This is a genomic window from Streptomyces sp. NPDC048197 (assembly GCF_043202395.1).
Classification (GTDB): Bacteria; Actinomycetota; Actinomycetes; order Streptomycetales; family Streptomycetaceae; genus Streptomyces; species Streptomyces siderophoricus.
Map to the genome: position 1 here is coordinate 78,800 of NZ_JBIDAJ010000023.1, position 25,255 is coordinate 104,054.

At 67.9% G+C, this 25,255-nt stretch carries 21 protein-coding genes and 3 pseudogenes; 11 read left to right on the forward strand and 13 right to left on the reverse strand.

What is annotated here, in order from left to right; translation table 11 throughout:
- Positions 1 to 54 precede the first annotated feature (54 nt).
- Positions 55 to 261 carry a hypothetical protein gene (locus tag ACGF4C_RS26885; RefSeq protein ID WP_393569364.1) on the forward strand — a complete coding sequence of 69 codons (207 nt, stop codon included), beginning with the start codon at positions 55 to 57 and terminating at the stop codon, positions 259 to 261.
- Positions 262 to 399: 138 nt separating this feature from the next.
- Here ACGF4C_RS26885 and ACGF4C_RS26890 read toward each other — a convergent pair whose 3' ends face one another.
- Complete coding sequence (locus tag ACGF4C_RS26890; protein ID WP_393569365.1) at positions 400 to 615, reverse strand: hypothetical protein; 216 nt, start codon at positions 613 to 615, stop codon at positions 400 to 402.
- A gap of 202 nt (positions 616 to 817) precedes the next feature.
- The gene (locus ACGF4C_RS26895; RefSeq protein ID WP_393569366.1) at positions 818 to 1,111 is read right to left on the reverse strand and encodes a hypothetical protein; all 294 of its coding nucleotides are present in this window, start codon (positions 1,109 to 1,111) and stop codon (positions 818 to 820) included.
- A gap of 240 nt (positions 1,112 to 1,351) precedes the next feature.
- On the opposite strand from ACGF4C_RS26895, the gene ACGF4C_RS26900 reads away from it, so the two are divergent.
- Entirely contained in the window at positions 1,352 to 3,436 is a 2,085-nt protein-coding gene (locus ACGF4C_RS26900; protein WP_393569367.1) for a SpoIIE family protein phosphatase, read from the forward strand.
- 1,842 nt (positions 3,437 to 5,278) lie between these two features.
- On the opposite strand, the gene ACGF4C_RS26905 is transcribed toward ACGF4C_RS26900, so the two are convergent.
- Entirely contained in the window at positions 5,279 to 6,016 is a 738-nt protein-coding gene (locus ACGF4C_RS26905; protein ID WP_393569368.1) for a TetR/AcrR family transcriptional regulator, read from the reverse strand.
- 139 nt (positions 6,017 to 6,155) lie between these two features.
- Here ACGF4C_RS26905 and ACGF4C_RS26910 point away from each other — a divergent pair, with 139 nt between their 5' ends.
- From ACGF4C_RS26910 to ACGF4C_RS26930, 5 genes are all read left to right on the forward strand, one after another.
- Positions 6,156 to 6,518 carry a darcynin family protein gene (locus tag ACGF4C_RS26910; protein ID WP_393569369.1) on the forward strand — a complete coding sequence of 121 codons (363 nt, stop codon included), beginning with the start codon at positions 6,156 to 6,158 and terminating at the stop codon, positions 6,516 to 6,518.
- A complete protein-coding gene (locus ACGF4C_RS26915; protein WP_393569370.1) occupies positions 6,515 to 6,958 on the forward strand; it encodes a hypothetical protein in 444 nt (147 codons plus the stop codon). Before ACGF4C_RS26910 ends, ACGF4C_RS26915 begins: the two co-directional genes overlap by 4 nt.
- 465 nt (positions 6,959 to 7,423) lie before the next feature.
- A complete protein-coding gene (locus ACGF4C_RS26920) occupies positions 7,424 to 7,903 on the forward strand; it encodes a multicopper oxidase family protein (protein WP_393569371.1) in 480 nt (159 codons plus the stop codon).
- Positions 7,904 to 7,916: 13 nt separating this feature from the next.
- Positions 7,917 to 8,237 (forward strand): multicopper oxidase domain-containing protein, encoded by a 321-nt coding sequence (locus ACGF4C_RS26925; RefSeq protein WP_393569372.1) that lies wholly within the window; start codon positions 7,917 to 7,919, stop codon positions 8,235 to 8,237.
- A gap of 156 nt (positions 8,238 to 8,393) precedes the next feature.
- Entirely contained in the window at positions 8,394 to 9,620 is a 1,227-nt protein-coding gene (locus tag ACGF4C_RS26930) for an MFS transporter (RefSeq protein ID WP_393569373.1), read from the forward strand.
- A gap of 268 nt (positions 9,621 to 9,888) precedes the next feature.
- Here ACGF4C_RS26930 and ACGF4C_RS26935 read toward each other — a convergent pair whose 3' ends face one another.
- The 7 genes and pseudogenes from ACGF4C_RS26935 to ACGF4C_RS26965 form a co-directional block, all read right to left on the reverse strand.
- Complete coding sequence (locus ACGF4C_RS26935; RefSeq protein WP_393569374.1) at positions 9,889 to 10,548, reverse strand: hypothetical protein; 660 nt, start codon at positions 10,546 to 10,548, stop codon at positions 9,889 to 9,891.
- A gap of 439 nt (positions 10,549 to 10,987) precedes the next feature.
- Positions 10,988 to 11,503: pseudogene (locus tag ACGF4C_RS26940) on the reverse strand (transposase); the annotation flags it as partial.
- A 77-nt stretch (positions 11,504 to 11,580) separates the two neighbouring features.
- Positions 11,581 to 12,069 (reverse strand): hypothetical protein, encoded by a 489-nt coding sequence (locus tag ACGF4C_RS26945; RefSeq protein WP_393569375.1) that lies wholly within the window; start codon positions 12,067 to 12,069, stop codon positions 11,581 to 11,583.
- Positions 12,070 to 12,074: 5 nt separating this feature from the next.
- Positions 12,075 to 13,973 (reverse strand): RHS repeat-associated core domain-containing protein, encoded by a 1,899-nt coding sequence (locus ACGF4C_RS26950; RefSeq protein ID WP_393569400.1) that lies wholly within the window; start codon positions 13,971 to 13,973, stop codon positions 12,075 to 12,077.
- A complete protein-coding gene (locus tag ACGF4C_RS26955) occupies positions 13,861 to 15,645 on the reverse strand; it encodes a DUF6531 domain-containing protein (RefSeq protein ID WP_393569376.1) in 1,785 nt (594 codons plus the stop codon). The genes ACGF4C_RS26950 and ACGF4C_RS26955 overlap by 113 nt, the downstream gene beginning before the upstream one ends.
- A complete protein-coding gene (locus ACGF4C_RS26960; protein WP_393569377.1) occupies positions 15,621 to 15,992 on the reverse strand; it encodes a hypothetical protein in 372 nt (123 codons plus the stop codon). Before ACGF4C_RS26960 ends, ACGF4C_RS26955 begins: the two co-directional genes overlap by 25 nt.
- Positions 15,989 to 16,723 (reverse strand): WXG100 family type VII secretion target, encoded by a 735-nt coding sequence (locus ACGF4C_RS26965; RefSeq protein WP_393569378.1) that lies wholly within the window; start codon positions 16,721 to 16,723, stop codon positions 15,989 to 15,991. The genes ACGF4C_RS26960 and ACGF4C_RS26965 overlap by 4 nt, the downstream gene beginning before the upstream one ends.
- A 429-nt stretch (positions 16,724 to 17,152) precedes the next feature.
- On the opposite strand from ACGF4C_RS26965, the pseudogene ACGF4C_RS26970 reads away from it, so the two are divergent.
- From ACGF4C_RS26970 to ACGF4C_RS26980, 3 genes and pseudogenes are all read left to right on the forward strand, one after another.
- Positions 17,153 to 18,364: pseudogene (locus tag ACGF4C_RS26970) on the forward strand (IS110 family transposase).
- A 57-nt stretch (positions 18,365 to 18,421) separates the two neighbouring features.
- The gene (locus ACGF4C_RS26975; RefSeq protein ID WP_393569379.1) at positions 18,422 to 19,345 is read left to right on the forward strand and encodes an aminoglycoside phosphotransferase family protein; all 924 of its coding nucleotides are present in this window, start codon (positions 18,422 to 18,424) and stop codon (positions 19,343 to 19,345) included.
- Positions 19,346 to 20,052: 707 nt separating this feature from the next.
- Positions 20,053 to 20,238, forward strand: a complete 186-nt coding sequence (locus ACGF4C_RS26980) for a DUF5996 family protein (protein WP_393569401.1) — start codon at positions 20,053 to 20,055, stop codon at positions 20,236 to 20,238.
- Between the two features lie 82 nt (positions 20,239 to 20,320).
- On the opposite strand, the pseudogene ACGF4C_RS26985 reads toward ACGF4C_RS26980, so the two are convergent.
- From ACGF4C_RS26985 to ACGF4C_RS26995, 3 genes and pseudogenes are all read right to left on the reverse strand, one after another.
- A pseudogene (locus ACGF4C_RS26985) lies at positions 20,321 to 20,806 on the reverse strand (D-alanyl-D-alanine carboxypeptidase); the annotation flags it as partial.
- A 255-nt stretch (positions 20,807 to 21,061) separates the two neighbouring features.
- On the reverse strand, positions 21,062 to 22,909 hold the full coding sequence (locus ACGF4C_RS26990; RefSeq protein ID WP_393569380.1) for an Ig-like domain repeat protein: 1,848 nt from the start codon (positions 22,907 to 22,909) through the stop codon (positions 21,062 to 21,064).
- A 482-nt stretch (positions 22,910 to 23,391) separates the two neighbouring features.
- Positions 23,392 to 23,745, reverse strand: coding sequence for an N-acetyltransferase (locus ACGF4C_RS26995; RefSeq protein ID WP_393569381.1), 354 nt, complete (start codon positions 23,743 to 23,745; stop codon positions 23,392 to 23,394).
- 315 nt (positions 23,746 to 24,060) lie between these two features.
- Here ACGF4C_RS26995 and ACGF4C_RS27000 point away from each other — a divergent pair, with 315 nt between their 5' ends.
- A complete protein-coding gene (locus ACGF4C_RS27000) occupies positions 24,061 to 25,050 on the forward strand; it encodes a magnesium and cobalt transport protein CorA (protein ID WP_393569382.1) in 990 nt (329 codons plus the stop codon).
- Positions 25,051 to 25,255 lie beyond the last annotated feature (205 nt).

Consider the following 25,255-nt stretch of genomic DNA (forward strand, 5'->3'; position numbering starts at 1 on the left):
ACGGTATCGAGGACGGCAGGGACGACCGATCTGCGTGCACGGCACTCTCCCTCCATGCCGGACCACGCACCGCACGAGGCCCGCCGCAGAGAGTCGTACGAACACGCCCGTTGGCTCCCGCGCCCCATCATCGTCCCGGGCCGACAAGAACTACGTCTCGACTTCAGGCAGCACGTGCAGATGAGCGAGGACCAGTTCGCCGACCTCGTCACCCAGGCAAAGGCCGGCGCACTGGACCGCCTGACCGCCTCGCCGGTCTGAGACAACGAGGACCTTCGCGCCACTGCAAGAGGCGCCGCTCATGGCTTTGCCTTATGCGCACAACCTGCGTTCGCCTCCGCTCGGGGCGGGGAACACGCGCCGCTCGGTCGGCGCGTGCTCCCCACCCCGTCTCGTTGCTCAGCCGAAGAAGCGGCGCAGCGGAGCGAGCCGGCGGATCACCAGCCAGTCCAGCGTCAGGATCAGCAGCATGGAAGTCCCGGCGAGGGGACAGCTGATTGCGGGGAGCCGTACGCGGTCGCTGCCGCCGTCCGGCTCGGGCTCCGGCGTGCGGTCCGGTCTGTCCTCGGAGCTGTCTTCGGAGCTGTCTTCGGACAGGCTCGGGGCGTGCGTCATTGCGGTGTGTCTTTCGTCGTACCGCGCGGCCGGTCAGCGCCGAAACCGCACGTGAGGGCAGGAGGAATCCGGAGGGCCGTGGGGACAAGCGCGACCGCCCAGCGGGCAGGCGCGCGAGGCGCTCTCCGGGAAGCCGCGTGCGCCGCGCAGGGCACGGCAGCGCTCGGGCCCCGGCCTACGGAGCCCGCACGACACGCGGGGATCAGTACGAGAAAGACAGCGGGGGGCCGCGGCGGACGACCACGTACCGGACCACCGCCAGGTGCAGTGGTCCGCACGCCACGGGCCGCCGGCAACGCCGGGACCCGCCAGCCGGCACGGGCACCGTGACACCCGTGACGAGGAGGCGCATCAGCCGGTGCAGCGAGCGGTCGGCGACGGCGGCCAGCGCCGCCAGCAGGGCGAACACCGCACGCTCAGCACGATGCAGCCACCACGCACACACCAGGCCCGCCAGCAGGTGGGCCGCCAGCATGCCGAAACCCGAGTGGTGCATGGCCGGCATGGTGTGCGCGGTATGGCCGCCGAGGCCACCAGGTGGCCGCTGACTCCAGGCAGTGCTCACGACGAATGATCAAGTTGGGAAAGGGGTGGGGACCATCCTGCTCCAGTGCGTGAGCGCGCGGCCGCTCCAAGGTGGACCATGGAAGCCAACGCACTCCACAGGTACGGAGCAGGGCCGCGGGCCGGCGCGAGCAGAGGCCCTTGTGGTCCGGCGTATGGAAGGAGTGCCCGTGTGAGCACAGCCGATGGGCATCCGGCTGGCACCGGTCAGCCGGAGGGGCGATCCTCGCTGCCGAGTGGGCTGATGGACCTTCTCGGTGTAGCTGCGGTGCTGCTGGATGCCGATGGGCGGATCGTCTTGTGGAGTCCGGAAGCCGAGGAGTTGTTCGGCTATACCGCTGAGGAGGCGCTCGGGCAGTACGCTGCGCCGCTGCTCGTTCACGAGCAGCACTGGGATCTGATGATCAAGGTGTTCGACGAGGTCATGGGTACCGGGGAGCGGTGGGCGGGGGCCTTCCCCGTCGAGCACAAGGACGGCAGCACTCGCTTGGTGGAGTTCCGCAACATGCGGTTGCTGGACGACCTCGGCGACTTCTACGCCCTTGGCCTGGCCACCGACAGGTCAAGGCTTCGGGAGGTCGAACGGGACCTCGCCCTGTCCACCCGGCTGATCTCCCAGTCCCCCATCGGACTGGCGATCCTCGACACCGATCTGCGGTACGTGGCCGTCAACCCCGCTCTGGAGCGCATGCACGGGATTCCCGCGAAAGACCATCTGGGCCGGCACTACCGCGAGATCATGACCTCGGCGAAGTTCGAGGGGCCGGAGGCCGGGATGCGGCAGGTCCTCAAGACCGGGGCTCCCCTGGTCGACGAGTACACCATCGTCGGCCACACTCCCGCTGACCCACACGTGCACGCCTGGTCCATCTCGCTGTACCGGCTGGACGATCCTCAGGGACGGGTTCTCGGCGTGGCTGACCTGGTGGTGGATGTCACCGACCGCTATCAGGCGGCCACGGAGGCCGCCGAGGCCCGCCGGCGTCTGGCGCTCATCGCCGACGGCTCCGCGCGCATCGGCACCACCCTGGAGGTGGAACAGACCGCCCGCGAGCTGGCCGGTGTCACCGTTCCCGAGCTCGCCGACATGTCCACGGTCGACGTCCTCGACTCCGTCCTCGACGAGCATCGCCCGCCCCTGGGTGAGGGCCCCGCGCTCTTCCGCGCCCTCGCGGTGCACGCCGCCTACGTCACCGAAGCCGTCCAGGCCACCGACCCGCCGGGCCAGATCGCTTCCTACGACGCCGACCGGCTCCCCACCGAATGCGTACGCACCGGCCGACCGATCCTGATCTCCCACATCGATGACGCCGCCCTGGCCCGCATCGCCCGCGACGACCGCGCCGCCACGCTGCTGGCCCGCGCCGGCGTGCACTCCTACATGCTGCTCCCGCTCACCGCCCGCGGCCAGATCCTCGGCTTCCTGGGGCTGAGCCGCGCCCGCAACCCCCAGCCGTTCAGCGAGGACGACCTCGCCCTCGCCGGTGAGCTGGCCTCCCGCGCCGCCGTGTGCATCGACAACGCCTGCTCGCACCAGACGGTGCGCAATGCCTCCGAGACCCTTCAGCGCAGCCTGCTCCCGGAGCACCCGTCCCATCTCCCCGGCTTGGACGTCGCCTCCCGCTACCGGCCCGCACAGGCCGCCTACGAGGTCGGCGGCGACTGGTACGACGTCCTCCCGCTCGACGGCGACAAGACCGCACTGGTCGTGGGTGACGTCATGGGCAGCGGCATCGACGCCGCCGTCACCATGGGCCGCCTGCGCACCGGCACCAGCGACTTCGCCGACCTCGATCTCGACCCGGCCAAGGTCCTCCAACACCTCGACAAGATCACCTCAGGACTTGAGCAGTACATAGCCACCTGCGTCTACGCCGTCTACGATCCCCACCGCGCGGAGTGCCACCTCGCCACCGCCGGCCATCTGCCCCCCGTCCTGGTCCGCAGCGGGCAGCACCCGGAACTGCTCGACCTGCCGACCGGCACCCCACTCGGAGTCGGCGGCGTCCCCTTCGTGACCACAATCTTCCCCGTCGGCCCTGGTGATCGGCTGGTCCTGTACACCGACGGCCTCGTCGAAGTCCGTCATCACCCCATCGACGAACGCCTCAACACCCTCCTACGCCTGCTCGACGCACCCGACCCCACCCTGGAAGAGACCTGCGACCGGCTCCTTCACGAACTCCGGCTCCCCGCCGACCCGGACGATGTCGCCGTGCTGATCGCACGCATGCAGCCCTTCGCGACCGGCTCTTGAAATGCGGCCCGGTCCGGCCGGTCGCGACACGGATCATCCGCACGATGCCCTGGAGTGTGCGACATGCCGCGAGTTTTCTGAGCCCTGACGTGGTTTTGTCTTCATGACCGGTGCGTCCTTCCTCTTTCCGTTGCTTGGTACCGCGCAGTTGGCCGGCACCGGCACCATCGTCGTCCTCGGCAGCCAGGATCCGACGAAGGCAACGGCCTCGGCGGCCTCGATCCGCTCTTGGCGAGGCAATGACGACCGCGGAAGCGCCCCCGCTGCACTCCTGAACGTGACTTCGCCGTACGCGGCAGCACCTGCGAGGCCGCCATGACAATTTCCGGATATGCCGGCGCTTTTCCTTCGACCGCCTCGGTCTACCGGGTGAGGAGGACAGCGCCCGGGCGGAGGCACGAATCATCGGCCCTCACCGGCCGTCCGCGCCCGGGTCAACGGACCTGTCATCGGCACGACCCGGAGCTGATGGAAGGCCTCACCCGCACCGGGCGGGGTAAGACGGCCAGCAGCTACGTCCTCACGGCGCACGACCGGCCGGTCTGCCTCAGACCGGTCTACCGCCGGCCCAAAGTGTCATATTGGGCGAGTATCAACCCTCGGTTCCGATCGGCACTGGCGCCACGCAGCCTTCGCTGAGGATCCCCGCGCAGCACCGCCCCGGTGGGCCTGGAATCGTCAGGACGACCCCTTAGTCCGGAAAGGACGCTGAGGACACGGCGTGACCTCAGGATGCGGCCATGGTTGGGCCGGATGGCGGGCTCGTGAGTGCGGCTCGGGAGGGGAACCTGCGGCTGCGGCATCTTCCCGCACGCCGCCAACGGGGGTGGAGACGAGCGATGGCCACCACGATGGGTGAGGCCAGGGGCGGCATGGCGCAACCGGCGAGTATCCAGTTGCCGGGCCCGGTGCTCGGGGTGGGGGTGGGCGGCTTCGTCGACGGCATCCTGCTCCACCCTCCTGCAGTGGCGCCACCTGCTCGGGTTGGTTCCCCTATGCGATGGCACGATGGGCCAGGACGAGAGTGCCAGACAGCTCGATCACGCTTCGAAGCCCCCCTGACGGGTGGGATGCAGCAGCATCGGCCAACCATCCTTGGACACCACCCCTGCCCTACGAACAACGGCTCGCACTGGTCAACCAGTGGCCTGGGCGGAACCGGCACGGGCATCTGCGAACCACGCCCATGCGGACGCCGAAAAGGGTGGCGCCTGCCCTTCAGCAAGGCCCCTATGGGGACACGCCCTGTTGCTCGGTGGCTGCCGGCACCGTCCCGCGCCGACAGTCGACACGTCCGTGGCTGGACACGTAGGCCCGCCCGCCCCTATGGAATCGTCCCCGCACCCGCGGGGATCAGTTCGGCGCCGGCCCGCCCCTTCCCGTGCGCAACGCGACTGCCACTGCGGTGGTGACTGGTGGCCTCGGTGCACCGTCTCGCCTCCCCCAGCCGTCGACCTCCACGTGGGCTCCCAAGCCACCTCAGCCAAGCAAGTGAGCGGAACGAACTCTCCCAGAGCGTCTTCGGCCGGCCTGTCGTCTTCCTCAACGATGCCCGAACCACTTTGGGCATCAGGGAGAGCGACAGCCCCGCGGAGTTGTGCCCGCATCTACAGAGCGCTCTTGAGCACTTGGCGAGCCCAGACGACCTCCGCGAATCTGGACCGCCGTGGCAGACAAGGTCATCAACAAGACGCCCATCGAGCCCTCCGAAAGCCAGAAGCGAACACCGCGCCGCTCTCCATCACCTGCGGAGACGTTTGGAGGTCGCCCCGCCCGCTTCACCGTCACCCCGCCTGCGGCCCCTACAGCAGACCCACCGGGCTGAGCGCGCCGAACGCCCGGTCAGGCCCAACCATCGGCGCTGGAAGGAGCGTTCGTCTTCGGCGCAGACTCGCCCAGCGCCGTGAGGATGTCGCGGACGGTGTGGTCGAAGAGCGGTTCGGGGTCGGTCAGGGCGAAGTCGAGGTGGCCGAAGACCTCCACGGCTACGGCTCCGTACAGACGGGCCCAGCAGGAGACGAAGACGTAGATGACCTCCAGGGGCACGGGTTCGCCGGAGAGGTGCTCGCGTACCTCCTCCAACTGGGCGGTCCAGACCGGGTCGAGGTCGGTGGGCGGCTGGATGTTTCCGCGGCGCCACAGCTGGACCATCAGCTCCAACAGGATGCCGCCGAAGCGCCAGCTCGGGTCGTGGGCGGCGGCTCCGGGCGCGGTGTCGGCGTCTGTGAGCGGCTTGGCGAACAGCAGCCCGAACTCCTGGGGGTGCACCAGTGCCCAGCGACGCAGTTCGCGGCACACTTCGCCCAGTTGCCGCCCCGGTTCGGAGGCGGGGTGGTGGTCGCGGGCTGCTGCCAGGCTTGTGGCCAGCTCGTCGTAGAGGGACGAGGTCAGTGCCTGGATCAGGTCCCGGTGGGCGGCGTAGTAGCGGTAGAGGCCGGGCGCCGTCATGCCCATCTCGCGGGCGATGGCCCGCAGCGTGACGGCGGCCGGTCCTTCCTCGACCAGCAGTCGCCGGCCGGTTTGCAGGATCTCGGCCAGCGCCTCTTCGCGGACACGGTGACGACGTCTGCCCGTGGACATTTCCGGAGTGCTCGGCACGGCGGCCTGCCCGCCTTCCGCTTGACAAAGTTAACACCTATCACTTTACCTTCTCTCGAAAGTTAACGGTGTTAGCAATCTCTTTGGGGGGAGCCGTATGACACACGGCAGGAAGCACGGCATGAGGTATGGCATCGTCCTGACCTACACAGTCACCCCGCGGTGGCTGGCGCTGTCGCGCGAGGAGCGCAACGCGATGCGTAGGGAGCATCTGGAGCCGATCTTCGCCGCTTACGCGGATCGCGTGACGGCCCGCTTCTTCGACGCCGAGGCGTTCACCGGGCGGGTCTCGGACTTCGCCGTACTGGAGACCGATGACCTGGGCGCGTACTACTTCCTCGTCGAGGCCCTGCGCGACACCCCCGTCATCAGCGAGGGCTACCTCACCTTCACCGACATCTTCCTGGGCGTCGAGGACGGCTTCCAGGCGTACGAGCAGGCCTTGTCGGACAGGACTGTGTCGAACGGGGGCGGATCCCGGTGACCGCACCCAAGGGATACGAACGCCAGTGGCCGATGCGGCTGCTACGGGGCACCGCCGTGCTGGTGTGCCTGGACACGCTCGTACAGGCAGCTCTGGCCGGCCTGTTCGTGTCCGGGGACCTCGACCTGCTGGCTTGGCACGCGGCCAACGCCGGTGTGCTGAGCGCGCTCACGGTCATCCAGACCGTGCTCGCCGTGGTGGTGTGGCGTCGGCTGCGCGGGCCCAGCTGGCCCACCGCTACCAGTGCGGCGCTTGTCGCCCTGGTGAGTGCGCAGCAGGGGTTGGGTGAGGCACGGGTACTGGCCGGGCACATACCGCTGGGCATGGCGGTCTTCGGCTGCGCGACGGTGCTGACGTACTGGGCGTTCACCGGTCGCATCCAGGCGGCGGCGCCGGCGGGCCGGTCCGTGGGGGTGGCCGAGGGAGAGGCCGTGGTGTGAGTCGGCGCGGATTCCTGGGACTGGCTGCCGGTGCCGGTACGGCGGTGACGGTGGGCGCGGCCGGCTGGCCCCACCTCGCCGGGGCATCGACCGGGCGGATCCTGGCCAGCAGAGGGCCGTTGCCCGAACCGTTCGGTGTTCCGCTGCCGGTGCCGCCGGTGGCTCGGCCGGTGCGCAGCGAGCGGGGTGCGGACTTCTATGACGTCGAGCAGCGCGAGGGCCGTGTCGAGATCCTGCCCGGCCGGAAGACCACGGTCTGGGGTTACGCCGGATCTTCCCCGGCCCGACCTTCGCCGCCCGCTCAGGGCGCAGGACGGTGCTTCAGGTGCGCAACAACTCACCGTCCCCACCGTCACGCATCTGCACGGCGGCGTCACCCCACCGGAGTCCGACGGTTACCCCACCGACCTACTGCTTCCCGCCGTCCGTTGCTCAACAGGACAACCACGCAACACGCACAACGGCATGACGGCCGGCCACGGCGGTCGAATGGCCTTCGGCTGCCGTAGCTACGTGTACCCACTGCCGCAGCGGGCCGCGACCCTCTGGTACCACGACCACCGCATGGACTTCAGCGCCCCGCAGGTCTGGCGCGGCCTGGCCGGCTTCTTCCTCATCGGCGACGAGGAAGAGGACCAACTCCCCCTGCCCGGCGGCGATCGCGACATCCCACTGATGCTGTGCGACCGGTCCTTTGACGAAGACGGTTCCTTCCGCTACCCGGCCCACGGCCACGACGCCTTCCCCGACGGGGTGCTCGGCGACGTCCCACTCGTCAACGTCGCACCCTGGCCCGCGCTGGAGGTGTCCGCCACCCGCTACCGCTTCCGCCTCCTCAACGCCTCCAACTCCCGCCGCTACCGGCTCCGACTGGAGGGCGAAGGAGGCAAGCCCGGTCGGTTCGTCCATCCGGGTCTTCGACTTCCGCCGGACGAACACCGGTGACGACGACCGGCAGATGTGGACCATCAACGGCCGACCGTTCAGGACGGACGCGGTCCTGGCTTCCCCACGGCTGGGGAGCGTGGAGCGGTGGCGGTTCAGCAGCGACTTCCACCACCCCGTCCATGTGCACCTGGCCCAGTTCCAGGTCCTCGCCCGGGGCGGCAGGCCCCCGGCTGCCGCGGACGCAGGCTGGAAGGACACGGTGGACGTCCGCCCCTACGAGGTGGTGGAAGCCCTCGTACGGTTCGACGGGTACAAGGGGCGCTACATGCTGCACTGCCACAACCTCGAACACGAGGACATGGCCATGATGGCCAACTTCCAGGTCATCTGAACTTGGGAATCACTGACGCTGTGGACACTGATAAGTCAGCAGCTCTGCGACATCACCTTTGCCCTACGAGGGTGATGTCGCAGGGCTGCCAGCTTTCCTCGTGCGGAGTTTGTTGCATTGATCACGAAACGACAGGCCCTTCACAGGACGGACCCCATGGCATCGACAAACACCGCGACCAGGCACCACACTGGCGAAGCCGGTCCACCGATCCGACCTTCATTGATTGGGTGGCTGGCCGTGGTTTCGGTGATGCTGGGAATCTTCTCGATCGTCACAACTGAGATCCTGCCGATCGGCCTGCTCACCAAGATCGGCTCCAGCTACGCCATCTCTGACGGCATGGCTGGGCTCATGATGACCATGCCCGGGTTCCTCGCGGCCATCTCCGCACCGGTGGTCACCGTGGCGACAGCACGTATCGACCGTCGACTGATGCTGTGCGTGTTCACGCTCCTGCTGGCCATGGCAAACTTCCTGGCCGCCGCAGCACCCGGGTACTGGCTTGTCCTGCTCTCCCGTGTCGTCGTCGGTGTGGTCATCGGTGGCTTCTGGTCGATCGCCGCCGGATTGGCCGAGCGTCTGGTGCCTACCGAGGCTGTCAGCCGCGCAACGGCAGTGATCTTCTCTGCGGTACCGCTCGGTTCCGTGCTGGGTGTACCAGCCGGCACGTTCATCGGAGACCTGGCCGGCTGGCGCACCGCTTTTGTCGTGATGGGTGCCTTCACGGTCGGTGTACTGATCATGCTCGTGCTGGTTGTCCCACCGCTGCCGCCCCATCAGACGACCCGCCTCAATGTGCTGCGTGGCATGCTCAAGACCGTCAACACGCGTTTCGCGTTGCTGCTGACCTTCCTCATCGTATTGGCACACTTCGGGGCCTACACCTACGTCACGCCGTTCCTGGAGCAGATCACCGATGCCAACTCGCCACTGATCACCGTATTCCTGCTGGTCTACGGTGCCGCAGGAATCGTCGGCAACTTCCTGGGCGGGGCCGTGGTCGCACGCTGTCCCCGAGTCACCTTCGGTCTCGCGGCTGCAATGATCGCGGCTGCCACCCTGCTGCTGCCGATCCTGGGACGCTGGCAGGTCGGCGTCGTGGCCCTTCTCCTTGTCTGGGGTACTGCCTACGGTGCCGTTCCGGTCTCTTCCCAGACGTGGTTCGCCAAGGCAACACCACATGCACCCGAGGCAGCATCAGTGCTCTTCACCGCCTCCTTCCAGGCGACCATCTCACTTGGCGCGCTGATGGGCGGCGTGGTGGTGGACCGGACCTCTCCCTCTACAGTCATGACGCTCGGCGGGCTCACCGCCACGCTCATGGTGCTGGCCGCCTGGGCCCACTTCGCTCGCCGCCTCACCTGGCCGAGCAACACCTGAACTCCACAGGCAGGTTGCTCATTGTCCGGTTCGCGATGAGGTGCGTCCGAGGAGAGTGAGCGGTCGGCGGACGTTGCGGGCGTTGCGCCGAAGGGCGGAAGCGAGGACCGCGTCGTCCCGACGCGTCGTTGTGGCTGCGCGAACACTTCCCCTGTCGACGCCATCAGTTGTCTTGGCGAACCCGCCTGGCACAGTCGCCAAGTTCGGCCCTCTCGGATCCGTTCCGTCCTCGTTCTCCTTTGGGCGGCCCTTAGCTCAACGACAGCCCTCAGCGCATGCTCTCCCCCTTCCCCGCGTTCAGCCGTAGCCAGGCATCTAGGGCAGCGTGCAGCTCAGTCACACCTGCGCGGTCGAGGTCTCCTTCGGCACCGCCGACCCGGATGCGGACTGCGTCTACGGAAACGGTGAAGCCAGCCGATCCGCGGCTGTACGTAACCGGCACACCGTGGGTGAGTGTCCGCAGGAGTTGGGCGGCGCGCGAGTTCCGTGGCTGAGCGACCTGCCAGGCACGAGCAACACGGTCCTGGCGAAGGGGCGGGATCGGAGCACCAATTGCTCGGTAGAAGGCTCGAACGGCGTCTTCCAAGGACTTCGGCTCGTTCGGGGCGGCTCCCACGAAGGCGTTGATGACGTCTTCCGGGGTTGAGTCCGGCTCGTCCACGTCTACGCGAACGCTGGCGGGCGGAATCAGAGAGCGGGAACGACCCTTCCGAAGTTGCGTGCCATGGAGTTCCCTGAGCTTCGCGACTGACCGCTGAACGGGGTGCTCAAGGGGGAGACGCTGGGGGTCATAGTGACAGCGGTACCGACCGGGACGGCCGTACATCCCGTGGTTCTTGTGGAAGTAACCGCTCTGCGTCACCACAGCGGTCAGCTGCTGACCTGTCTCGTCGTTGCCGAGCCGAAAACCGACGACCATCATCGCCATACGACCGCCTCCGCCAGCGGAACGAGCCGCAGCCTATGCGCCTGCCTCACTTGTGCGCGACGACTCTGCTCCTCACTGGTCGAAAGCGACTGGACCAGGGCAGTTTGACCCTCGAATGTTCTGAGGGATGACCGCCGGCGACTGGCCGCTTCGTGCCCGAGTAGATTGAGCGCCGCCCCGGCCACCTGATCAAGCGAGCGCGCATGAAGGCGGCTGGGATCAGACCCAGTGGCCCCGTCGTGGGCTCGCCGACGGCCCTCGGTGGGCTGTGACGGGCGCGTCCGCGCACCGTAACCACCGGCCCCAGGACGCCTCCCAACGCCGTGATCCACCAGGCACGACAAGAGCATGCCAGGCAAGGTCAGCCATTACGGCACGGCACGGCACAGCCCCTCGCGCCGTCTCAAGGAGCGTTTGGTTCTCCGATGTCTGCTTTGGCCTAGCTGTCGCGCCAGTTGGGTGTGGTCTCCTGTGCAAGGCGGCGGGTCATGAGGTTGATGGCGGCCAGTTGGATCACGGCGGCTGACCGGCGGGGGTGGGTTTCGAAGTCGCGGGTCAGGCGTCGGTGGTGCATGAGCCAGCCGAGGGTGCGTTCGACGACCCAGCGGCGGGGTTGGACGCGGAAGCCGCGGACCGTGGGGTCGCGCTGAACGATTTCGAGGTCGATGCCGAGCTGGGCGGCGTGTTCCACCGCTTTGGTCTTGTAGCCGTTGTCGGCCCAGGCCTTGGTGACAGCGGGGTGTTGCTCCGCGACCTGTGCCAGGAGGTGGGTGCCGGCCGCGGAGTCGTGAACACTTGCGGCGGTGACGGCGACGGCAAGAAGAAGACCGAGTGTGTCGGTGACGAAGTGCCGTTTGCGGCCGATGATCTTCTTGGCCGGATCGACGCCTTGGCTGGTCAGGGGGACGGTGGCGGAGGTCTTGACGCTCTGGCTGTCGATGAGACACGCAGCCGGCATGCCTGTGCCCGGCGACACAAGTGGCGATGGCTGGCCTCGTCAACTGAACTTTCGGGGAGCCGATCCGGGTCGACCTACGCGAGCTTGTAGTCGTAGTAGTCGTAAGGTCCGGTCAAGACGGCCTGAAAGTAGAGCGGCTCACCATCGGTGTCGAGCGGAACGTCATGACCGGCTACCCGGGTGAAACCCATGGAGAGCCGCGGGACGAAGGCGTAGAGAGTTTCGTCCAGCACGGTCAGACCCATCTCCTCCAACTGCTTCAGTAGTTCGCGGGCGGGAGTTCGGAAGACATCGATTCCGCGGAAGCGCACAGTGATCTCTTCTGGACCGGGGCGCGGGATCCACATCTCGGCTGCCGTGAGGGTCTTCCCGTCCTCGATGTGGAAGACGATCTCGAACTGCGGATGCAGGGCAAGAACCTTCATGTAGTGACTCGGGTCGGCGGACCCGTCGTCCTGCACCTTGACCTCACCCAGTTGCGCGGCAGCTGCGCGTACGGTTTCGGCGGCTGCCCCGACGGGGAAGCCGGTGACGCCGTTCGGGGGATCCAGTTCAAAGTCCATGTGGCTCATTTTAGGAGACAGGTTCGGATCTTCCAGCCGTTGTCCGACAGGTATTTCTGGAAGCCCTTGTTGTGCGGCAAGTGGTCGACCATCTCCTTGATCGCGGCGTCGTACTTCGTGCCGTGGACGCGCCGGATCTCGTCGATGTCCTTCTTCATGGCCTCGTCGAATTTTCCTTGGGCAATGAGCGCTCGCTGGTCCGCGCGCCACTGGTCGGATGCCCTGCCGGAGCCGGTGCTGATGAAGTTGCGGTGGTCGTCGTACTCCATCCGAATCGCGGGCCCGGCGCCGTAGCCCAGCTGTGTCCCACCGACCCCCACGTACGCCGCCCTGGCCGGCACGTGGTTGCGCTCATAGCTGTTGGTGTCACTGCCGTCCGTCCAGTTACTCGGCCTGAGGCTGGAGTGCGAACCGCCCCATCCCTGGGGTTGGCGTTTGGCCAGGCCCCAGGGGTCGATCCAGAAGAAGGGGTTGGGGACGTACGAGTGTGGGTTGGGACCGCCGTCCAGGCCGAGCGGGTCGGGGCTGAGGTACCGGCCGGTGGCGGGGTCGTAGTAGCGGAAGTAGTTGTACTCAAGGTCCGACTCGTCATCGTGGTACTGGCCGGGCCGCCCCAGCGGACAGACACGGTTCCTGCGGCCCGTTCCTCGAATCGCTTCTCCCCACGTGTCGGTGTGGCTGGACCAGGCGATTCGCCCATCGGGGGTGACCAGTTCGCTGGGAGTGTCGGTCAGGTCCGTGACGATCGCGTAGAAACGCTCATCGATCAGGCTCTGGTCAGCTGGCCGGTCCAGGTGCCAGGTGCGCTCGGTCTGGGACAGCGGCGTCCAGGTGCCCGGCTCCCAGTCCCAGGTCAGAGTGCGGCAGCTGCCGTCGGGCAGCACGCTGTACTGCTCGATCAGTTGTGTGCCGTCCCAGACGAAGACGGTTTCCTCCGCCGCTGCCTGGTGTCCGTCCCCCTCGACCAGTCGTTGCTTGCTGAGTCGACGGCCCAGCGGGTCGTAGGTGTACGTCCACGATCCGCGGCGAGGGGTATCCACGCGGACGAGCTGGTCCTCGGCGTTCCAGGTGTACCGCCATTCCCGGCGCTGCCCGGAGAGGGTGCGCACCAGCATGTGGACGAGGCGGCCCCGGTCGTCGTATGCGTAGGACGTGCGGCCCGCGGAGCGCAGGAGCGTGCCGCTGTAGGCGCGTTCACCGGCGGACGCCTTGTCCGGCATGCGGGTGTCGTGGGCCCGGGTGATGTTGCCGAGGGGATCGTAGGCGTAGCTCTCGTTCCAGGACTCGGCGCTGACGCGCGTGATGCGTCCTGCCGGGGTCAGTTCGAAGTCCCGCCGGCCGCGCAGGCGGTCGGTGACCACGGTCGGCATGCCGTCCGCACGGTAGCCGTAGTGACGTTCCTGGATGTTGGTGTACGCGCCCTCACCGTCTTGGCCGGTCAGGTCGCGGGCCCAGATCGCCTGTGTGGCCAGCCGGTCGCAGGCGTCCCAGGACTGTGTCAGCACTGCCCCGCCGCCGAAGTGGCGGGAGGTCTCCCGGCCCCCCGCGTCATAGGCGAAGGCCAGCTCACCGAACGGGTTGGTGAGGCCGGTCGGTTGGTTGTTGGCGTCGTAGGTCCACGTCGAGACCAGGCCGGTGGGAGTCGTGCGGCTGGTGCGGCGGCCCAGGGCGTCGTAGGTGTACGCAGTCGTCCGCCCGTCGACGGTTTCGCTCAGGACGCGCCCGGTGACGTCGTGACTGTACTCCAGGACACTGCCGCGGCTGGCCACGCGCTTGAGGAGGCCAGCATCGTCATAGGTCAGGGCGGTGGCAGTGCCGTCGTGGCTCACCTGCTCGACCAGCCGGCCGAGTACGTCGTAGGTGCAGGCGGTGGTACGGCCGGCGGCATCGATGGTTTCCAGCAGCTGGTCGGCTCCGTCGAGCCGATAGGTGAAGCTGCGGTTGTTGAAATCGGTCTCGCCGACCAGGGTGCCCGGCCTCGTCGTACCGGTATCGCCAGGTTGCACCGTTCATGGTGACTGCCAGCAGCTGCAGCTCGGTGTCGTAGGCGAAGCGTTGTACTTCTCCGTCGGGCAGAGTCTTGCCGGCCAGTTGTCCGAAGGCACCGATCTCGAATCGAGTCACCGCTCCGGCTCGATCGCGGTGCTCGACGACGAAGCCTTCAGGGTCGTGGGCCCATGTCTCGACCGCGCCGTCGGGGTGGACGCGGCGGGTGATCTCGCCTTCGGTGCGGTATTCGAAGCGGTTGATGAAGCCGAGTGAGTTGGTGGCAGCGATGACGCGGCCGAAGGCGTCGTAGGTGGCACGGACGGTCTGGCCCGCGGCGTCGGTTATCGCGGTGATGAGTCCGGCCGAGTTGGTCGTCGTGTGTCGCGTCTGGCCGAGGGGGTCGGTGACCGAGACCAGTCGTCCTTGGTCGTCGTACTGCCGTGTGGTCCGAGCGCCGGATGCGTCGGTGGTGGTCAGGACGTTGCCGCGAGTGTCATAGGCGAACGAAGCCAGGACGGTGTCGCCGCGCCGTACTGCCGCCAGCTGGCGGAGTTCGGTGTAGTCGAGCTCGATGGTGGTGCCGTCGGGCTCGGTGATGCGGAGGGGGTTGCCGTGCGCGTCGAGGTCGAAGCGGGTGGTTCTGTTGATCTCATCGGTGCGGGCGATGACCCGGCCGGCCTCGTCGTAGTCGGTCCGTGTCGTGTTGCCGAGCGGATCGACGGTCTTGGTCACGTGCTGCTGCTCGTCGTAGTGGTATTCGGTTGCGTGGCCGAGGCTGTCGGTGACCGTCGTGATACGCCCTGCCGTGTCGTAGCGGAAGCGGGCCGAGAGGTGTCCCCCCTCCCCGCTCCCACGGACGACCCGGCCCTCGTCGTCGTAGACATAGGAGTAACACCTGCCGTTACGGTCGGTACAGGTAGTGATCCGGTCCGCGTCGTCATACTCGTACTCGTATGGAAGCCCCGAGGAGTTGACGACCCCGGCCAGTTGGCCGGCTGGGTAGTACTCGTAGCTGACGACCTTGGTGTCCAGTCCTGGGCCTGCGCCGTCCAGGAGCCGGAGGCCCTCGATCCGTAGGCCGACCGCGGTATGGATCGTGTCGACGGCTATGCGGTAGCCGCCGGTGTGGCGCACCTCGGTGGGCGTTCCCGTTTCATCACGTTCGAAGGTGATGCGGTGGTCGTTGCGGTCAGTGAGTTCTGTTATCGCGCGGATGGTGCGACCCGGGCCGGCGACGGTTCCGGACGGTGCGAAGTATCGGGTCCAGCCCCTGTCTGGATCCTCGATGCGTAGGGTGTCGCTCTGCTGATCCCAAGTCAGCGGCCAGCGAGCACCGGCCTCGGGATAGACGTGCTCGCCCGCGTGGGTGGGCAAGGGGTAGTGCAGTATCTGGGCGTCATCCCCGGCGTAGTGGATGCCCTTGGTGTCGATCTCGACGCGCTGGTCGAGGGTGGAGGACCAACCAGGGCCGAACAGCCGCCCGCCGACATAGCTGGAGGCATAGGCGCGGCGTAGGGCCAGAGGGAGCAGGCCGGGGAGGTCAAGGTCCTTTTCGTTGGTGATCATCTGGCCGGAGACCACGTCCACCGGGTCACCGGCGGTGTGGCACCCGATGTTGCCGTTCGAGGACTGGCCACCCTTGCTGGGACCGGCCAGGGACGGATCGCTCTTCCCCGGCCGACCACCCCGGCCCCCCTGCCGCCGCCATTCAGGGAGGTGTGGGGACCCTTGGGCTCGCTCTTGCCACCCTTACCCAAGCCGTTGAAGTGGTCGGAAAGTCCCTTGTCGTTCTCGTGGTGATTGCTGGCAACCTTCTTCAGCCGGGTGCCCGCCCCGTGGTACAGGTCCTCGACCGCCTTGCCCGCGTCCTTGCCGAGGGTCTTGCCCAGCTTCTCCGCCGCGTGCTCCAGCGCCTTGACGATCGGATTGCTCATTCGAAGCTCGCCCCCGCAGCCTTCGTCTGGAATTCCGCGGCGTGCGACGCCACCGTCCGCGCATGCTCGTGCAGCTTCTCCGCACGAGCGTGCAGCGCCTCGGGGTGGATGGAGAAACTCTCGCCCGCACGCCCCCCACCCCCGCCGGCGGAGACCCCGAGGGCGGACTCGGCGGCCTGGAACACCAGACCGCCCACCGCCTTGCTGACCGTCTCCACCAGGGGATTGACGGCCGCCTCGATGACCTGGCCGATGATGTACTGCTCCAGCTGCTGCACCAGGTAATCCATGAGCTTTTCGGCGGCCTCGATGACCAGCGCTTCGGCGGCTTCCGCGATGCCGAGGGTGGCGACCGCGGCGGCCTGGTCGGCGATGAACGTGATGGCCAGCACGGTCAGTTCGGCGATCGCCTCCAGCTTCATCGCCACGATCGTGTCCGCCGCGATGTCCAGCGCATCGGCCACCACATGACAGGCGTTGACCAGCTCCGTCATGTGACTGTCGGACATCTGGCCCCACTTGGCCAGCAGCGCCTCGTACGACGCGCCCTGATACACGTCCTGCAACTGCTTGACCGTGGCCGTGGAGTCCTTGTGGGTGTCATCCACCTTCTGCGCGAAGTCCCGTACATGGGAGGCGAATTCGCGGACCTTGTCCTCGTCGATGTTCGGCCAGTTCACCCCGATGAACTGGAGGAACGACACCACCTGGCCAGGTAACTCGATCGCCATACTGTTCCCCCCGTCACGACCCTGACAGCACATCAGACGACGTTCAATGAGGAGCAATGAAGGGGCAAACAGGGGTCCTCGGAACCGTCATCAGTACGTACGGCAGCCAGGGTGCCTCGCGCATCGCTCGCCTGCCGGAGTCGACGGAGGTGCCCCAGTCGGTTTTCCCCCCGTTATGTTTTCCGGGGTCCTGCAAGAGGACCGCTGGCCTCCGGTCCCGGCATGACTGTGTCCCCCTGTCGAAGGCATGATCTGGGGGTGGTGTCACCGGGCCCGGGAGGTGGCGTCGGAGATGCTGATGAGAGGTCCGGCCACCGTCCGGTCCGGCGCAACGCCGGACGGTTCGCGGGCGGCGGGTCTGCATCACGTGGATGCGCGCGTACGACACCACCACCGAGGCCGGTACTTGCCACTCCTTGAAAGGGCCCGATGTTCGCTACCGAAGACGTGGGCGTGTTCCTCGGCCTGGACGTCGGCAGGACCGCTCACCACGGCCACGGTCTCACCCCGGCCGGCAAGAAGGTCTTCGACAAGCAGTTACCCAACAGCGAGCCGAAACTGGGGGCCGTCTTCGACAGGCTGGCCGCGAAGTTCGGCACCGTACTGGTGATCGTGGACCAGCCCGCCTCCATCGGCGCCCTCCCCTTGACCGTCGCCCGCGACGTCGGCTGCAAGGTCGCCTACCTGCCAGGCCTGGCCATGCGCCGGATCGCCGACCCCTACCGGGGCGAGGCGAAGACCGGCACGAAGGACGCGGCGGTGATCGCGGACGCCGCCCGCACCATACCCCCCCACCCTGCGCTCGCTGGAACTGACCGACGAGATCACCGCCGAACTGACCGTCCTGACCGGCTTCGACCAGGACCTCGCCGCCGAGGCCACTCGCACCAGCAACCGGATACGCGGCCTGCTCACCGAGTTCCACCCCAGCCTGGAACGTGTCCTTGGCCTCCGCCTCGACCACCAGGCGGTCACCTGGCTCGTCCAACGCTATGGCTCCCCGGCCGCCCTGCGAAAAGCCGGCCGCCGCAGACTCGTCGACCTCATCCGGTCCAAGGCCCCGCGCATGGCCGCCCGGGTGATCGACGATGTCTTCGACGCACTCGACGAACAGACCGTCGTCGTCCCCGGCACCGGCACCCTCGACATCGTCATGCCTTCCCTGGCCACCTCGCTCGCCGCCGTCCACACCCAGCGCCGGGCGCTGGAAGCACAGATCAACGCCCTGCCGGAGGCACACCCTCTTTCCCCGGTCCTGACGTCGATGCCGGCGTCGGCGTCAGGACCGCCGCAGTCCTGCTGGTCACCGTCGGCGACGGCGCCAGCTTCCCCACCGCCGCCCACCTCTCCTCCTACGCCGGCCTCGCCCCCACCACCAGGCAATCCGGCACCTCGATCCACGGCGAACACGCCCCACGGTGCGGCAACCGTCAGCTCAAACGCGCCATGTTCCCCTCCGCCTTCGCCTGCATGAACGCCGCCCCCGCCTCCCGCGCCTACTACGACAAACAACGAGCCCGCGGCAAAACCCACACCCAAGCCCTCCTCCGGCTCGCCCGCCAACGCATCAGCGTCCTGTTCGCCATGCTCCGCGACGGAATCTTCTACGAGACCCGCAACCCCGAAGCAGCCGCCGCATGACCTCGGCCTTACCCGTGGTCGCGGTGAAAAGCCCACTCCCCCGAAGGACAACCCCCCATGAGTTCGCCGCAATGCATCGAAGTCCCTGACGCCCTGGTCGCGTCGTACACGAGGAACGGTGGTGAAGACGAACGGACCTGGATCGCCCGGCTGCCCGCGCTGGTGGCGAAGCTGCTCGACCGATGGGAACTGGAGCGCGACGGCGGCATCGGGTCCGGCGAGGCCTCACTGGTCGTACCGGTGCGCCGCACGGACGACACCCGCGCCGCTCTCAAACTCCAGATGCCCCGCGAGGAGACGACCGCCGCGCTGATCGGGCTGCGGGCGTGGAACGGCGACGGCATCGTACGACTGCTCGACCACGACCGGGAGAGCAGCGCCATGCTGCTGGAACGCCTGGACGGCTCACGCACCCTGGCTTCCGTCGAAGACGACGACGTGGCCATGAGCGCCCTGGCCGGACTTATGGCCCGGCTGCACTCCGTGCCGGCGCCCGAGGGCCGGCGCGGCCTCGGTGACGTCGCGCGCGACATGCTGGCGTCCGTGCCGGCGGCCGTCGGCGCCCTGCGGGACGCCGAGGACCAACGGCGGCTGCGCGGCTGGGCGTCGGCAGTCACCGAGCTGGTCGGCGAGCCCGGCGACCGGATGCTGCACTGGGACCTGCACTACGGCAACGTGCTCGCCGCCGAGCGCGAGCCGTGGCTGGCCATCGACCCCGAACCCCTCGTCGGCGACCCGGGCTTCGACCTGTGGCCGGCGCTGGACACCGGCTGGGAGAGACTCCACGCCGCCGGGGACGCTCCCCGGGCGGTGCGGCGCCGCTTCGATCTGCTGACCGAGGCGCTCGGGCTGGACCGCCGGCGCGCGGCCGGCTGGACCCTGGCTCGGCTGCTGCAGAACACGCTGTGGGACATCGAGGATGGGCGGACCACTATCGAGCCCTCCCAGACCGCCGTGGCCGAGGCGCTGCCCCGCCACTGAACACTTCAACACCGAGCGCGACACACCACGAAACCACCCCAAACCCAACATAGGCACCTTGATGAACGCACGGTGCCAGCCCCCGGCCCGAAGCAGCACGCCAAGGACACGGCATGGTTCAGCGGCGTACTGGCCAAGGCGCGGCACGAAGCGCCGGGGCTGACTGCCTCCTACCTGCACACGCTCTTCCAAAGCTGCCTCGGCCCCAGCACACCGCGGCCTACGCGGGCGTGATCCGAGCCGATCACGCCCGCCGCACGCTACGCGAGCACGCCGACCGGCTGAGCCCGCTCTGCCACGGCTGCCTACCGGGCGCCACCGGGCTGCGGCTGAAGCACAGCTGGGCGGCGCGGGCCAGGCAGGACATTCCCATCCGCGTCAGTCAACGCTGATGTGGTGAGGCCCCGGCCCCGCCGCCCGGTGACCGTCGCCTCCAGGGATGCACTCCGGGACGGGGTGTTGACGTGGGAGAACCGAGCCAGTCGGGATCGCCCGCGAGCACGACTCAGTATCTGGAACCATCCCCTCGCCGAGACACGAAGGAAGGTGGACACGGTCTTCGCCGCGTTCACCCAGTGCGCCGCAGCCCGGCGCGGCGAGGGTGCTGCACGCGTCCGCCCCGGCTCTGGCGGACGAGGACTGAACCCCTCCCTCCGGCCCCCGGCGCGAATGCCGGACACCGCCCACGGGGGCATCATGGGAACGTGATGGAGCTGTTCCCACCGATGCCGCTGAGGGAGTGGCGGGATACCAAGGAGACGCTGCACCGCTTCGCGCAGATCGTCGGCAAGATCCGCTTTTGGCGCACCGCACTTGAGTCGCGGTTGAGCCGCCTCGACCGGCCCCGTGCCACACTCAGCCCACGCTCCACAGGCGTGCTGATCAATTTCTGAGCGAACGGACCAAGCAAATTCGCAGGGGCCTCACGGGGACCCCGCTGATTCCCCTGGCGGACGAGCAGTGCGACATCGTCGCCACACTGGAATTCTGCTCCTGCTTCACCGTGATCTGCCGGCTGAGCCACTCCGGGTGCTTGAGCACCACGAGGGCAGTCATGATCTTGGTGGTGCTGGCCATCGACACGCTCTCGTCCGCCTTGGCCCCACCCCACAGCTCCTGCTCCTGGCTGCCGTCGCCGGTGTCCCTCAGGAAGGCCTGATCGGCGTTGATCTGGGGATCGGCCTGAACCCTCGCGTTCTGCGCATCGGCCGTCTTGTCCCGCACAGCGTGCCGTGCTGCCTGGTCGGACGGGAACTGCCGCTGCGTGCCCTGCTCCTGGCCGGCCGTTGTGGTGGCCGCGCCGCCCTGCCGGTCGTTCTCGTCAGCGGAGTGCGTGGCGCCGGGGGTGGCCGCCTCGGCGAGACCGCCGGCGGTGAGCGGCAGGGCGGCACCGACAAGCGCGACCATCGCGATCCGGACTCCGGTGCGGTGTATGCGGTTCGGGCGGGCGTGGGAACCCATGCGGCGTCCATCCTTCCGGCGAAGGGACGCCGGTGCGTAGAAGAACTCCGTTCATGGCGAACCTACTTGGGCGCTGACAAGGACTCAAGTCGGGTATGTCGTAGCCACGTAACGGGGTTCACCTCCGTGGTGTGTGGCGCAGGCGACTGAGCACTTGCCTATACCTAGGTCGTTCTGCCACCCCTCCAGCGCCGTGGTCTGTTGGATCATCGCGGCAGAAGACCAGGTGACCTGGGGTTTTGGGAGCCGATGAGCTCAGCCCGGGAGGGGGATGAACACCAGGACGTTGTGGGCGGTGGCGGCGGTGTAGCAGGCAGTGCCGGGGAAGGTGGCGGTGTAGAAGGGGGTGGCGATGGCGAAGACGGGGACGACGGCGTTGTGGATGGTGGCGGTGCCGTTGGCGTCGGTGACGGCGGTGCCGAGGTTGAGCGGGCCGAAGAGCGTGGTGGCGGTGAAGGTCACCGGCTGACCGGCCACCGGCGTCCCCGAGGTGGTCGTCAGGGTGGCGCTGAGGGTGGGGATGTAGAACTCGGGCAGCGGGGTCAGCCGGAGCCGGATCGTGCCTGGCTGCGCGGTCAGCGTTGTGGGGTTGGGATTCACGGTGACGGGGGTGCTGGCGGTGGAGCCGGTGAAGCAGCTGTCACCGCTGTAGACGGCGGTGAGGGTGCCGGTGGTCAGGGCGGTGGTGGTGAAGCAGGCCTGCCCCGATGCGTTGACGGGGACCATCTGGGTCCCGCCGTTGGGGAGGGTGAAGGTGACCGTGCCGGTCGGCACTGTGGTGGTGCCTGGTGCCGGGGTGATGGTGGCGCATACGGTCACGCTCTGCCCGCAGGTGGAGGGGTTCGGCGCCACCGACAGCGTCGGCGTTGTGGGGTTGGAGTTCACGGTGACGGAGGTGGGGTTGCCGTTCACGGTCGTGGTGAACGTACCGGCGGTGTAGGTGTGGGTGGTCTGCCCGCTCCCGGTGGCGTCCAGGGCGACGGTGACCGCGGGGCTGGCGTCCCCGAAGTTCACCACCGCTGTCCCGTTGGGAGTCCCCCCGGAAATGTTGAACGTCACCGGCTGCCCGCACACCGGCGACGCCGGCGAGGTCGTCACCGTCAACGGCGAAATCTCCGTCACGTTGGCCGAATTGGCGTTGGTGACGTAGACATTGCTGTTCTGCGCCGCCGCCACCGAGAACGGGAAGGCGCCGACGGGGACGGTGGCCAGGACCGTGTTCGTGGCGCTGCTGATCACCGTCACGTTGTTGGAATTGCTGTTGCCGACGTAGACGTTGCCGGTCGGCGCCACCGCCACTCCGAACGGGGCCGCGCCGGTGGGGACGGTGGCCAGGACCGTGTTCGTGGCGCTGTCGATCACCGTCACGTTGTTGGAAACGGTGTTGGTGACGTAGACGTTGCCATTCGGCGCCACCGCAATCACTCCCGGGACCGTGCCGGCGGGGACGGTGGCCACGACGGTGTTCGTGGCGCTGTCGATCACCGTTACGTTGTTCGAGGTCTGGTTGGCGATGTAGACGTTGCCGTTCTGCGCCACCGCCGCCGCGCCCGGGAATCCACCGGTGGGGAGGGTGGTCAGGACGGTGTTGGTGGCGCTGTTGATCACCGTCACGGTGTTCGCGTTCCGGTTGGCGACGTAGACGTTGCCGTTCGCCGCCACCGCCACCGCGTCCGGGACCGCGCCGACGGGGACGGTGGCCAGGACCGTGTTCGTGGCGCTGCTGATCACCGTCGTGTTGTTCGACGTGCTATTGGCGACGTAGACGTTGCCGTTCGGCGCCACCGCCAGTGCGAACGGGCCCCCGCCGGTGGGGACGGTGGCCAGGACCGTGTTCGTGGCGCTGCTGATCACCGTCACGTTGCTCGAGCTTTGGTTGGTGACGTAGACGTTGCCGTTCGGCGCCACCGCGATCATGGCCGGGTTCGAGCCGGCGGGGACGGTGGCCAGGACGGTGTTCGTGGTGCTGCTGATCACCGTGACGTTGTTGGAATTGGCGTTGCCGACGTAGACGTTGCCGTTCGGCGCCACCGCCACCGCCAGCGGGGTCGTGCCCGCCGGGATCGTCACCGTGGAGAACGCCGCACTGAACGGCGTGGCCACGAGCCCCCGTACAGCGGCTACCTCAGATCCACCGGCCGGAACAACCGGCCGAGCTCCGCGAGCCACCGCCGGAGCTCCCAACCAACCTGTACTCGGATCCATGACAAACCTCTCTCAGCTGAGAGGGCCGCCCAAGAACTCCCACCGGGGCCCGCGTCGCCCGGCGCCGGCATACGCGAACCGGATCACCGCTTGCACACCGGGACAGAGAGAGGACACACCGACACGTACGCGCACCCGCGCAGCGGCGCGCCGGCGCAGCGACGCACCACAGGGTTGCCTCTCTCCCCGGAGAGATGGGCAACCCACCGGAAAACGGTCACCACCATTAACCCGAAATAACCAATGCAACACCACGCACTTGACCCGACGTCACCCGAACAGACCAATCCACGGCCCAACCCGAGCACGCCGTACGAAAGGACGAACTGCCACGCAATGTGGGCCCGAACGTTGAGCCGTCCCGACAGGACGTTTCAGCGTCACGCGCGGCCCGGTTTCCCGCGGCCCTCGGAGGCAGCGCGTGTGAAGTGTGGACACGACAGGGCGGTCCGGTCGTTGGGCAGACGCATGCGGTGGGCCAGGTCACGCGTCATGCGTTGGGTGAGGCAGCTGCGCCAGGTGACATCGGGGTAGCGGGCGCGCAGGTGCGCTACGGCGCGTGTACCCAGGCCGCTGTCCTGCAAAGGCGAAGCAACGCGAACCTGGGTGATCAGGCCACTCGCACAGAGTTCGCATACCTCGTAGGTGACCTCGCCGACGACGCGGCGGATGTACACCAGCAGCAGACTTTGAGCCTGCTTACGCGTCGGGTGCGGGGAATGGAAGATGGCCACATCCCGGTAGGCCAACACCCGCCGGTGGAGCTTGCCGCGTCGACGGCCCGGGCGCCTGTGCCGTGGCCGTCGGCGGCCATGAAGGCTCTGACGAAGGGGTCCCGGCACAAAGTTACGTGTGGTAGCCATGTAGGCCAGCTACCCCCGACGAAAGTGGACAATCAACTCTTTAGGGCTCTTGTCGACCGTACCCGCGGTGGCCAGCAGCCGTCCCCCGTGAAGGCCCGGTGACGGCCAGGTGTGGACGGGCGGTGAAGGATGCCGCCGTTCGAAAGCATGAGCATGGAATGCGGCGGCGGAAGCATCCGAGAAGGTATGGAGTGTGTGATTTACCAGGAGCGGACGGGTGAAGGCGAGCCGATCGACTGCCGGCAGCAGGACGGGGGTTGCCAGGCCGCCTTGGACCGTCTGGCTGGACTGAAGCGGGATGAGTTCGCCTGGATCCGCATGGACGAACCCCGCCAGGAGGAACTGCAGCGGCTCGGCGAGTACCTGAAGCTGCATCCGCTGGCCATGGAGGACGCGGTCCAGGCCCACCAGCGACCGAAACAGGAGCGCTACGGCGACGCTCTGGCGGTCGCCGTGAAGACCCTGTGGTTCGTCGAGCAGACCGCGGATGTGGAAACCGGCGAGGTGATGATCTTCCTCGGCCCGTCCTTCGCGCTGACCGTACGTCACGGCGCGGACGACCCCACGGTGGAGGCTGCGCGCCGTTTCTCGCAGCAGCCGGAGATGGCCCGGCTCGGTCCGGTAGGTGTCCTGCACGCGGTGACCGATGTGATCGTCGACGCCTACGCCGAGGCCGCCGCCCAAGTACGCGCAGGCCTGACGGAGTTGGAGCGGTGCGTGTTCTCACCCGCCCGCGAGGACCTGACCGAGCGGATCTACTCCCTCAAACGCGAGGTGGTGGAGTTCCGCGACGCCGTCCAGCCGCTCGTCCCGGTGATGCAGCCCTTCACCACGGCGCGGGATGACTGGCCGCGGCAGGTCGTGCCGTACTTCCGTGACGTCACCGACCACCTCACGCGCACCGACACCGAAGTCCGCGCCCTGGATGACTTGCTCGTCTCCGTCCTGGACGCCCATCTGGCGAAGGTGGGCACCTGGCAGAACGACGACATGCGCCGCATCAGCGCATGGGCGGCGATCCTCGCCATCCCCACCATGGTCGCCGGGATCTACGGCATGAACTTCACCCACATGCCCGAACTGGACTGGCGCTACGGCTACCCCTGCGCGCTCGCCGTGATGGCGTTGGGAGCAGGACTGCTGTACCGGGCCTTCCGCCGCAACGGCTGGCTCTGACGACGAACCGGCGTTCCGAGCCGGCCGGCGTAGAGCCGACCCCTTCGGCAGCCTTGCGCGCGACTGTGGCACGGATAGGCCGTTCGACACCGGCGTGGAGGTGGCGGCCGCCGCCTGGCCACACAAATCGGTACATTTGCCCGCCAGGGTGGATCGGGCTCCCAGGCGCGCCTCTGGTCGCGCCCGGTGCTCACGAACCTCGCAG